The following is a 10,273-nucleotide window of genomic DNA, read 5'->3' as shown; positions in this document are numbered from 1 at the left end:
TGGCCCAGATCGCCTCGTTCTACCCGGGTGCCATGTCGGAGTCGCGCAACATCAAGCTCGCCGATGTCGTATCGCGCACGGACGCAATCGATTTGGTGATCGTCGGGGCCAATGATCCCGACGCGATGTTCCTTCACACCGAGGAATGTCGCGCGCTGGGCCTCGCCTTCGCCGCCGATCCGTCCCAACAGCTCGCCAGGCTGTCCGGTGAGGAGATCCGCAAGCTCATCGACGGCGCCACCTACCTGTTCACCAACGATTACGAGTGGGACCTGCTGCTGCAGAAGTCGGGCTGGACCGAGGCCGAGGTGATGAGCCAGATCGGCCTGCGCGTGACGACCCTCGGCCCCAAGGGCGTCGACCTCGTATCGGCCGACGGCAGCACCATCCACGTGGACGTCGTGCCCGAGACCCATCAGGCCGATCCGACGGGTATCGGTGACGCGTTCCGCGCCGGCTTCCTCACCGGCCGCGCCGCGGGCTTGAGCCTGGAGCGTTCCGCGCAGCTGGCCTCGCTCGTCGCAGTTCTGGTGTTGGAGGCGACCGGACCGCAGGAGTGGACGTGGGACAAGGCGGCGGCGATCACCCGCATCTCGGATGCCTACGGAGCGGATGCCGGCGCCGAGATCGCCGCGGCGCTGGCTTGAGTTAGAAACTAGAGCTGGACCGGGTACGCCGGTTCGCTGATGTTCGGCACCACGCTGCGGCCGACGAATATCGCGTGCCACAGCATGAAGATCAGCACGGTCCACAACCGTCGACTGTGATCGGCCGCGCCGGTCCGGTGTTCGTCGAGCATCCGCCGTACCGCAGCGAGGTCGATCAACTCGTCGGTCTGTGAGGCCGCGACGGTCGCATACGCCCAGTCGAGCAGTTCGCCTGACCGCAGCCAGTGCCGAATCGGCACGGGGAAGCCGAGTTTGGCGCGATTGAGCACGTGGGCGGGAACGATCGGTTCGAGCGCCCTGCGCAGCGCGTACTTCGTCGTCGCCCTGGTGATCTTCTGATCGAACGGGAGCCTGGACGCGACGGCGAACACCTCGGGGTCCAGGAACGGCACGCGCAGTTCCAATGAGTTCGCCATCGTCATCTTGTCGGCCTTGACGAGGATGTCGCCGCGCAGCCAGGTGAACAGGTCGATGTGCTGCATGCGTGCCACCGGATCCCAGCCTTCGGATTCGGCGTACAGGGCGGCGGTCACGTCGGTGTGCGTCCACTCCGGCCGGAAGCCGGGAAGAACCGCGCGCAACTGCGCATCGGAGAAGCTGCGGGCGTTGCCGTAGTAGCGCTCCTGCAGCGTCAACGAACCGCGGTGCAGCAGGCTCTTGCCCCGCATGCCATCGGGCAGCGGGCTCGACGCCCGGCCCAGCGACCGGCGCAGCGGTCCCGGCACGTAGTCGAAGGCCTTCAGCGACAACGGTTCCCGGTAGATCGTGTATCCACCGAAGAGCTCGTCGGCGCCCTCTCCGGACAGCACCACCTTGACGTGCTTGCGCGCCTCGCGGGCGATGAAGAACAAGGGCACCAGGGCGGGATCGGCGACGGGCTCGTCGAGGTACCAGACGATCTCGGGCAGCGCCTCGACGAATTCGGCCTGGCTCACCACCTTGGTGACGTGCCGCGCGCCGATCGCCTCGGCCGACGCCACCGCGACGTCGACCTCCGAGAAGCCCTCACGCTCGAAGCCGGTCGTGAACGTGATCAACCGCGGGTTGTGCCGCATCGCCAGCGCCGCGATCGCCGTCGAGTCGATCCCTCCCGACAGGAAGGCGCCGACGGTGACGTCGGCGCGCATGTGCTTGGCGACCGAATCCTCGAGTACCGCCGTGATCTCGTCGTAGCGGCGCTGCTCGTCGCCCGCGGTGAACGGCACCGCGGCGAACCGTGGCACGAAGTACCGCGTGACCTCCGGCATGCGGCCGGGCCGGATGCGGGCGTAGCTGCCTGATTCCAGCCGGCGCACGCCACGGTGCAACGTCTCCGGCTCGGGGACGTACTGCAACACGGTGTAGTGCTGCACCGCGCGTTCGTCGATGCCGAGGTCGATGCCCGCGACCGGAGCCAGGTCGAGCAGGCACTTCTTCTCGCTGCCGACGATGGTGCCGCCGGGGCCGGTGGCCATGAACAACGGCTTGATGCCGAACGGGTCGCGGGCGCAGAACAACTCCCGCTCTCTGGTGTCCCACAGTGCGAAGGCAAACATGCCACGCAGGCGATTGAGGGCCTCGACGCCCCAGTGGTGATAGGCCGCGATGATCGCTTCGCCATCGCCGTCGGTGGCGAACTCCGCGCCGTGGCGCGTCGACAGCTCATCGCGCAATTCGAGGTAGTTGTAGATCTCACCGTTGAAGACCAGCTTGTAGCGGCCGGGCTCCTCGGGCGGGCCCCAGCTCAGCGGTTGGTGACTGTGGGCGATGTCGATGATCGACAGACGATTGAAGCCAAGCACGATGGCGGGCTCGCCTGGGTCATTGGCCCAGGTCCCCGGCTCGTCCGGGCCGCGGTGACGCATCAGATGAGCGGCCCCGGACATCGCGTCGACCAGCTCCGTGGCCGGGTCGGCGGACGGGTCGCGTAGGTAGGCCAGCAGTCCGCACACTGCGCCAGTATGCCGAACGAGCAGTCGCGCCCAGACCAGCACCCTGGAACATTCCCCGGTCGCTTCGCTCTGCCCTCCGGCGACATTCCCCGGTCGCTTCGCTCCAGCCCTTGGGTGTGGTCTACGCTGCGTAGTATTCGCCTGGTTTCACCCAATTCTAGGAGGCACCAACGTGACCGCTCGCGGGTTCCGGTTGGTGGTGTTGTCTGTGGTTCTGGGTGGGACTGCGCTCCTGCTCAGCGGCTGCAGCTGGTCGGAGGCAATCGGCCTCGGTTGGCCAAGCGGCATCACCCCAGAGGCCAAGCTCAACAGGGAGCTGTGGGTCGGCTGCGTCATCGCGTCGCTCGTCGTCGGGGTGATCGTGTGGGCCTTGATCTTCTGGACCAGCGCCTTCCACCGCAAGAAGAAGACCGACACCGAGCTGCCGCGCCAGTTCGGGTACAACATGCCGCTCGAGCTGGTGTTGACCGTCGTGCCGTTCCTCATCATTTCGGTGCTTTTCTACTTCACCGTGGTGGTGCAGGAGAAGATGCTGCACAAGGACCCCAACCCGGATGTCGTCATCGACGTCACCGCCTTTCAGTGGAACTGGAAGTTCGGTTATCAGAAGATCGACTTCAAGGACGGCACGCTCTCCTACGACGGCGCCGACGCCCAGCGAAAGAACGCCATGGTGTCCAAGCCCGAGGGCGTCGATGCGCACGGTGAAGAAGTCGTCGGGCCGATCAACGGGCTAAACCCCGAGGATCGCACCTACCTGAACTTCGACAAGGTCGAGACCACGGGAACCAGCAACGAGATTCCGATCCTGGTGCTGCCCAAGGGCAAGCGCATCGAGTTCCAGATCGCGTCGGCCGACGTCATCCACGGCTTCTGGGTCCCGGAGTTCCTCTTCAAGCGCGACGTGATGCCGGATCCGAAGGCCAACAACTCGGACAACGTCTTCCAGGTCAGCGAGATTCAGGAGACGGGTGCGTTCGTCGGGCGCTGCACCGAGATGTGCGGCACGTACCACTCGATGATGAACTTCGAGGTGCGCGTCGTGGAGCCGAACGTCTTCAAGGCCTATCTCCAGTACCGCATCGACCATCCCAACGGGACCAACGCGGACGCGCTCGGGGCAGTGGGCCTGCCGGAATTGGCAGTGACCACGCATCCGTTCGAATCGCGCCGCGGCGAACAGGTTCCGCAGGCGAGCAAGTAGGGGACGACACCTCATGCACATCGAAGCGAGATTGTTCGAAATCCTGACCGCGTTCTTCGCGCTCTGCGCCGTCGGCTACGGCGCGCTGACCGCGATCTACGCCTACGGCGGCATCGAATGGGCGGGCACCACCGCGCTGGTCCTCACCACCGGCTTGTCGCTCATCATCGGCACCTTCTTCCGATTCGTCGCCAGGCGTCTCGACACCCGTCCCGAGGACTACGAGGACGCCGAGATCGCCGACGGTGCGGGGGAATTGGGCTTCTACAGCCCGGGCAGCTGGTGGCCACTGTTGATTGCGCTGTCGGCGTCGGTGCTCGCGGTGGCGGTGGCGATGTGGTTGCCGTGGCTGATCGCCGCGGGTGGCGTATTAGTGATCGCCTCTGCCGCCGGTCTGGTGTTCGAGTACTACGTCGGCCCCGAGAAGCACTGACCACGCAGCCGCAAGGTCACGATAAAGGCCTCAGTTGGCTGAAGTAGAGCGCCGCGAGAGCCGTCCGGGCATGGCGTTCGGTAGGGTTGCCGAGGCACGACCAGTCACGACACCGACGCTGACGTCGCGCCGATCGGGCAGTCGAAGAGGACAGGCGTTTAGATGAGCGGGCCGAATCCCCCAGAATCGGATTCTCCGAAACCGGACGAACCGGCTCGGGAGACGCCGAAGACGGGCGAGACGGAGATCTACTCGCGGGCGTACTCCGCGCCCGAGTCGGAGCAGTTCACCAGTGCGCCCTACGTGCCACCCGACTCGGCGCTGTACGACTACGACTCCTACGACTCCACCGCCGATGCAGACGGCGACGACGCGACGCCACCGCGGTGGCCGTGGGTGGTCGGGGTGGTCGCCATCGTGGCCGCGATATCCCTGGTCGTCTCGGTAGCAGTGCTCGTCACCCGCACCGATAGCGAAACCCTCGCGACTCCCGCGACCAGCACCACGACCTCCGTGCCGCCGGTCCAGGACGAGATCACGACGACGACGCCCCCGCCACCTCCGCCGCCACCTCCGACCAGCGAGGAACCGCCGCCACCTCCGCCCGAGACGGTGACGGTGACGCCGGAACCCCCTCCGCCGCCTCCGGCACCAACCGAGGAGCCGCCACCGCCGCCCGCCGATACCGGCGCGCCGCCGGTGACCACGACGGCGCCGGCGGGCCCCAGGTTCATCACGTACACGGTGACGGGCACGAAGGCGCCGCTGGACCGGATCTCCGTCACCTATACCGACGCGTCCGGCAGGCAGCGCACCCAGCAGAACGTGTACATCCCGTGGTCGCTGACGGTGACTCCGATCTCGATGTCGGAGTTCGGCTCGGTGCAGGCGTCCAGCCTCCTACGGTTGAGCAAGTTGAACTGTCAGATAACTACTAGCGACGGACAGACCATCGCCTCACAACAGAACAACGATTGGCAGACCAGCTGCTGATGACACACGACTTGGAAGGCGGTGCCACCGTGCGCTCGCGGTTCAGCACGGCGGCACCCGATCAGGTGGACCGCATTCTCGTCATCACGAGCATCGTGCTCTGGCTCGCTGCGCTTGGTGCGGGAGTGGCGGCCATCGTCGCGCTTGTCGACCTTGCCCAGGTGCATACGGTCGCCTCGGGTGATTCAGACACCCCCTGGCTGCTGTACACGGTCATCGGCGTCTCCGCCGCGGTGATCGTCGGTGCGATCCCGCTTCTGGTGCGGGCGCGGCAGACGGCATCGACCGTCCCGGCCAGGCCCGCATCGCAGGGACACCCCGGCGGTCCGGTCGACGCACCGTCGGTGTCGCAGCGGTTGCAGCCCTTCGGGGCGCCGGTGCTTCGTCGCACCGCGACGCCGCCTGCCACCAGTCGCGTCGGGTTTCCAACTGCCGCGGTCGACCAGATCTGGCTTCGTTGCACGGCGAGCATCGCAGGTGTGATGGGTGCCGCCGCCACGGGGATCGGGGTAGCCACCTACCTGATGGCCTCCGGCCACGACACCGCGGCGTGGATCGTGTACGGCGTCGCCGCGGTCATCGCCGTGGCAATGCCCGTCGCAATGTGGTTCTATCTCCGCCAGTTACACGACGTGCTCGACGAGTCCTGACGGGCAACGCTTCCCGCCGCAGGGCTTCCCGCCGTTAGGCCGAACGGTCAGTGGTGACCGTTCGACCCGTTGCCGTTGGTGTCGTCATCGCCCTGACGCTCCTTGAGCGCGACGATCGCCCTGCGCTCGGCCGCGTGAGCGGCTTCGACGAGTGCCGTCTGCTCCGACTCGGGGTCGGGGTACAGGAAGTTGCCGATGCCTGGTGCGCCTGCCGAGCCGAGCTTGTTCATCTTCTTCGGCAGGGCGGCACCCTGGTACTCCAGCGGAATCGGGTGGCCGTGATCGTCGACGGGGCCGAGCGGCTGGTGCAGCTCGATGTAGGCGCCGTGCGGCAGCCGCTTGAGGATGCCCGTCTCGATGCCGTGCTCGAGCACCGCGCGATCGCTGCGCTGCAGGCTGATGGCCCACCGGTAGGCGATGTAGTAGGCGATGGCTGGCACGACGACCATGCCGATGCGTCCGATCCACGTCGTCGCGTTCAGGGACACGTGGAACTTCAGCGCGATGAGGTCGTTCATGCAGGCGAACGTCAGCACGATGTAGAACGCGATGGCCATGGAGCCGATCGCGGTACGGACCGGAGCGTCACGCGGCCGCTGCAGAAGGTTGTGATGGGCGACGTCGCCGGACATCTTCTTCTCGAGGAACGGATAGATCGTGAGGAGGACGAACACCAATCCCATGATCAACGCGACGGCGACCGCGGCAGGAACGGTGTGCCCGAACGGATACAGCTCCCATGCCGGCCACATGCGGGCGAGGCCGTCAGTCCACATCATGTAGAAGTCGGGCTGGCTGCCCGCCGAGATCTGCGACGGTTTGTACGGTCCCAGCTGCCAGATCGGGTTGATCTGCAACACGCCGCCCATGATTCCCAGGATGCCGACCGTCATGGCGAAGAACGCACCGGACTTCACCGCGAAGACCGGCATCACCCGCACGCCGACGACGTTGTGCTCGGTGCGTCCGGGGCCGGGGAACTGGGTGTGCTTCTGGAACCACACCATTGCCAGGTGAACGCCGATGAGCGCCAGCATGATTCCAGGAATCAACAGGATGTGTAAGGAGTACAGCCGCGGGATGATGTAGCCGTTGGCGGAGCATTGGTATCCGAGACCGCCGCAAGGAAAGTCGCCGCCGAAGAGCGCCCAGTGCAGCCAGGTGCCGATGACCGGCATGCCAAGGGTGATCGACGAGAACGCCGCCCGAAGACCGGTGCCCGACAGCAGATCGTCGGGCAGGGAGTAACCGAAATACCCCTCGAACATTGCCAGAATGAGCAGCAGCGAGCCGATCACCCAGTTGGCCTCGCGGGGGCGCCGGAATGCACCGGTGAAGAAGATGCGCGCCAAGTGGACCATGATCGACGCGGCGAACAGTAGCGCGGCCCAGTGGTGGATCTGGCGAACGAACAAGCCGCCGCGGACCTCGAAGGTGATGTCCAAGGTCGACGCGTAGGCCTTCGACATCTGGATGCCGTTGAGTGGCTGGTAGACGCCGTGGTAGGTGACCTCTGCCATCGACGGATCGAAGAACAGCGTGAGGTAGATACCGGTGAGCAGCAGCACGATGAAGCTGTACAGCGCGATCTCACCGAGAAGGAACGACCAGTGCGTCGGGAAGACCTTGTTGAGCTGTCGGCGCACCGCCGCGGAGGGGTGGTAACGCGAATCGATCGCGTCGCCTTGTTCGGCTGCCTTGTCAGCGAGTTTTGGGCTCATGACGTTCGCTCCCAGAATGCCGGTCCGACTGGTTCGATGAAGTCTCCGTTTGCGACGAGATACCCATCCTTGTCGATCGTCACCGGAAGTTGCGCCAAGGCGCGCGCCGCCGGGCCGAAGATGGGTCTCGCGAAGTGCAGCGCGTCGAACTGCGACTGATGGCAGGGGCAGAGGATGCGGTAGGTCTGCTGCTCGTAGAGCGAGGAGGGGCAACCAAGGTGCGAGCACACCTTGGTGAAGGCGAACAGGTCGCCGAAGTTGAAGCTCTCCTGGCCCTGGCGCTTGACCACGCGCGACATGTCCTCGGGCCGGATGCGGATGAGCATCACCGGATTGCGTACGCCCATGGCGATTTCGGTGAGCGACTCGTGAGACTCGACCGTGCTTCCATCACCATCGGACTCGCGCCAAGGGAAGACCGTCTCCATGCCACCCGCGTCGAGGTCCTCCGGGCGCATCTTGACGAACGGTGAGCTACCGGGCTGACCGGTGGCGCGCGCCATGTAGATGGTCTCGCCGTGGAAGCGTGGGGACCAGCCCGATGTCCACAGGACGGCCTTCTTGCCATCGGCGGTCGGAACGACCGGCTTCCAAGGGTTCTTGATGAGTCCGCCGACGAACGCGACCGTCGTGCCGAGCCCGAAGGCTCCGAGCCCGATGCCCAACGACAGGCCGACCAACTTGCGCCGCTTGATGGTCGAGGTTTCGAGCGCGTCGACGAGATTCGCCGCGGTGGCCTTGCGCTCGAGCTCCGGGGACGGGCCGTCGTGGCGGTCCTGGATGGAGATCTCCTCGGGGATGAACTTCTTCTGGAAGAGCACCGCACCGATCCCGATCGCCAGGATCGAGAGTCCGAACGTCAAGCCGTACAGCGGGGTGGCAAGGCTGTAGAGGAGCTCACCCTCGGACCCGTAGGGCTTGTACTCCCACGGCCAGAACAGGAACACGACCAGCAGTGCGAGGCCCGCGATGCCGCCGAAGAGAAGCCAGTACGCGACCGCGCGCTCGGCCCGCTTCTCGGCCTTGGTGCCCGGAACGGGCCAACGCTCTTCCTTGAAGACGGTCTCTACGCCGTCGATCCTGCCGCCGAGCGCGACGAGTTCCTCGCGCGACATCTTGGCCAGCTGTTCTTCGGTCGGCTTGTCGAACACGTCGTCACTCATGCGCGCGATCCCACCCACATTGCCACACCGATCACTGCAACCATCCCGATGATCCAGGCCGCCATGCCCTCTGGCGCGGGCCCGAAGCCGCCGAGCCCGTAGCCGCCGGGATCTGGGGTCGAGGTGGCCTGCCTGACGTAGGCGACGATGTCGTGCTTCTCCTCCGGACTCAGCTGTCGGTCCGAGAACTTGGGCATGTTCTGAGGCCCGGTCAGCATCGCGGTGTAGATCTGTGCGGGCTCGGCGTCCTCGAGTGAGGGTGCGTACTTGCCGGAGGACAGCGCGCCACCCTTGCCGGTGAAGTTGTGGCACGACGCGCAGTTCAGCCGGAACAGGTCGCCGCCGCGAGCCACGTCGTTACCGATCAGGTCGCCCTCCGCCACGGCGCCGTTGGCATCGCGGGGGACCTCGGGGCCGCCACCGTTGGCCTGCACGTAGGCGCCGATCGCATCGATCTGGTGCTCGTCGAAGGTCGGGGGCTTCTGCGGCGCTTGGGCGTTGCCGCTCATGGCAGGCATGCGGCCCGTGCCCACCTGGAAGAAGACTGCTGCCTCGCCGGTGCCGATGAGGCTCGGTCCGCGGTCGGGCACGCCCTGGAGGTTCGCGCCGTGGCACGTCACGCAGGAGGTCTCGAAGAGCTGCTTGCCGGTGCGTAGCAGCGCGAGGCTCGACTCGTCGGCGACGGCCACCTGCGGCTTGGGTGTCAGGGTTGCCGCGATGCCACCCGCGACGAGAAGTCCGGTCAGAAGCAGGAGTGCTCCCGACAGACGCCGGCGTAGCCGACGGCGAGACTTGCTGGTCATCGAACCCCTTCTCATCCGCTTTGTGAGTGGCTGCCCGTCCGTGGAAGTCATCGGCCGCCCCTATCGAACGAAGTAAATGACGGCGAAGAGCGCGATCCACACGATGTCGACGAAGTGCCAGTAGTACGACACGACGATCGCGGCGGTGGCCTGCGCCGGGGTGAACTTGCTCATTCGCGTGCGCGCCAGCAGGAACACGAAGGCGATCAGACCGCCGATGACGTGGAGACCGTGGAAACCGGTGGCGAGGTAGAAGACCGAGCCGTAGGCGCTGCCCGGAATGGTGGTTCCATGGCTGACCAGGTGGTAGTACTCGTAGCCCTGACCGGCGACGAAGAACGCGCCCATGAAGAAGGTGAGCAGATACCAGCGGCGGAGGCCGAAGACGTCGCCGCGCTCGGCCGCGAACACGCCCATCTGGCACGTGAATGACGACGCGATGAGCACCAGCGTCACCGGCACGGCCTGAACCAGGTTCAGCTCGGTGGGGGGTGGCGGCCAGACCCCGCCGGCCTGCGACCGTGCGGTGAAGTACATGGCGAACAGCCCAGCAAAGAACATCAGCTCGCTGGAAAGCCACACTATGGTGCCGACACTTACCATGTTCGGTCGGTTCAGCGAATGCACGCGCGCCGTGATCGCGGTTCCCGAGGTCCCTACAGCACTCGTCACGTCAAGAAGTATGACGCTTTGTAGTTGTTGAACTC

Annotated in this window: 10 protein-coding genes; 5 read left to right on the top strand and 5 right to left on the bottom strand. The window is 65.8% G+C overall.

Annotated features, from left to right (window positions below; genetic code table 11):
- The coding region (locus tag ACRDUX_RS08345; protein WP_526412810.1) for a PfkB family carbohydrate kinase at nucleotides 1-647 on the top strand (647 nt) is incomplete at its 5' end.
- Nucleotides 648-655: 8 nt separating this feature from the next.
- Here ACRDUX_RS08345 and asnB read toward each other — a convergent pair.
- Entirely contained in the window at nucleotides 656-2,599 is a 1,944-nt protein-coding gene (gene asnB, locus ACRDUX_RS08340) for an asparagine synthase (glutamine-hydrolyzing) (RefSeq protein ID WP_526412808.1), read from the bottom strand.
- 154 nt (nucleotides 2,600-2,753) lie between these two features.
- Here asnB and ctaC point away from each other — a divergent pair, with 154 nt between their 5' ends.
- The 4 genes from ctaC to ACRDUX_RS08320 all read left to right on the top strand — a co-directional run bounded on the left by ctaC (nucleotide 2,754) and on the right by ACRDUX_RS08320 (nucleotide 5,879).
- On the top strand, nucleotides 2,754-3,803 hold the full coding sequence (gene ctaC / locus ACRDUX_RS08335; protein WP_526412820.1) for an aa3-type cytochrome oxidase subunit II: 1,050 nt from the start codon (nucleotides 2,754-2,756) through the stop codon (nucleotides 3,801-3,803).
- A 13-nt stretch (nucleotides 3,804-3,816) separates the two neighbouring features.
- Nucleotides 3,817-4,236, top strand: a complete 420-nt coding sequence (gene ctaF / locus ACRDUX_RS08330) for an aa3-type cytochrome oxidase subunit IV (RefSeq protein ID WP_526412806.1) — start codon at nucleotides 3,817-3,819, stop codon at nucleotides 4,234-4,236.
- Between the two features lie 162 nt (nucleotides 4,237-4,398).
- Nucleotides 4,399-5,229, top strand: coding sequence for an MmpS family transport accessory protein (locus ACRDUX_RS08325; RefSeq protein ID WP_526412804.1), 831 nt, complete (start codon nucleotides 4,399-4,401; stop codon nucleotides 5,227-5,229).
- Complete coding sequence (locus ACRDUX_RS08320) at nucleotides 5,229-5,879, top strand: DUF2561 family protein (protein WP_526412802.1); 651 nt, start codon at nucleotides 5,229-5,231, stop codon at nucleotides 5,877-5,879. The genes ACRDUX_RS08325 and ACRDUX_RS08320 overlap by 1 nt, the downstream gene beginning before the upstream one ends.
- Before the next feature lie 47 nt (nucleotides 5,880-5,926).
- Here the strand turns inward: ACRDUX_RS08320 and qcrB are convergent, their stop codons facing one another.
- From qcrB to ctaE, 4 genes are read right to left on the bottom strand one after another with little or no spacing between them, the layout of a single operon-like run.
- Nucleotides 5,927-7,600 (bottom strand): cytochrome bc1 complex cytochrome b subunit, encoded by a 1,674-nt coding sequence (gene qcrB / locus ACRDUX_RS08315; protein ID WP_526412800.1) that lies wholly within the window; start codon nucleotides 7,598-7,600, stop codon nucleotides 5,927-5,929.
- Nucleotides 7,597-8,763: a cytochrome bc1 complex Rieske iron-sulfur subunit gene (qcrA, locus tag ACRDUX_RS08310; RefSeq protein ID WP_526412798.1), complete on the bottom strand. Its 1,167-nt coding sequence runs from the start codon at nucleotides 8,761-8,763 to the stop codon at nucleotides 7,597-7,599. The genes qcrB and qcrA overlap by 4 nt, the downstream gene beginning before the upstream one ends.
- Nucleotides 8,760-9,581 carry a cytochrome bc1 complex diheme cytochrome c subunit gene (gene qcrC, locus ACRDUX_RS08305; protein WP_526412796.1) on the bottom strand — a complete coding sequence of 274 codons (822 nt, stop codon included), beginning with the start codon at nucleotides 9,579-9,581 and terminating at the stop codon, nucleotides 8,760-8,762. Before qcrC ends, qcrA begins: the two co-directional genes overlap by 4 nt.
- A gap of 45 nt (nucleotides 9,582-9,626) precedes the next feature.
- Nucleotides 9,627-10,238 carry an aa3-type cytochrome oxidase subunit III gene (gene ctaE, locus ACRDUX_RS08300; RefSeq protein ID WP_526412794.1) on the bottom strand — a complete coding sequence of 204 codons (612 nt, stop codon included), beginning with the start codon at nucleotides 10,236-10,238 and terminating at the stop codon, nucleotides 9,627-9,629.
- Between the last annotated feature and the right edge of the window lie 35 nt (nucleotides 10,239-10,273).

The organism is Mycobacterium sp., assembly GCF_050701675.1.
In the GTDB taxonomy this organism is placed as follows: Bacteria; Actinomycetota; Actinomycetes; order Mycobacteriales; family Mycobacteriaceae; genus Mycobacterium.
This window is presented reverse-complemented; position numbering and strand designations above follow the sequence as displayed.

Coding starts and splice junctions, on each gene's coding strand:
- ctaF (WP_526412806.1), top strand. CDS start 3,817: ATGCACATCGAAGCGAGATTGTTCGAAATCCTGACCGCGTTCTTCGCG.
- ACRDUX_RS08325 (WP_526412804.1), top strand. CDS start 4,399: ATGAGCGGGCCGAATCCCCCAGAATCGGATTCTCCGAAACCGGACGAA.
- ACRDUX_RS08320 (WP_526412802.1), top strand. CDS start 5,229: ATGACACACGACTTGGAAGGCGGTGCCACCGTGCGCTCGCGGTTCAGC.
- qcrB (WP_526412800.1), bottom strand. CDS start 7,600: ATGAGCCCAAAACTCGCTGACAAGGCAGCCGAACAAGGCGACGCGATC.
- qcrA (WP_526412798.1), bottom strand. CDS start 8,763: ATGAGTGACGACGTGTTCGACAAGCCGACCGAAGAACAGCTGGCCAAG.
- qcrC (WP_526412796.1), bottom strand. CDS start 9,581: ATGAGAAGGGGTTCGATGACCAGCAAGTCTCGCCGTCGGCTACGCCGG.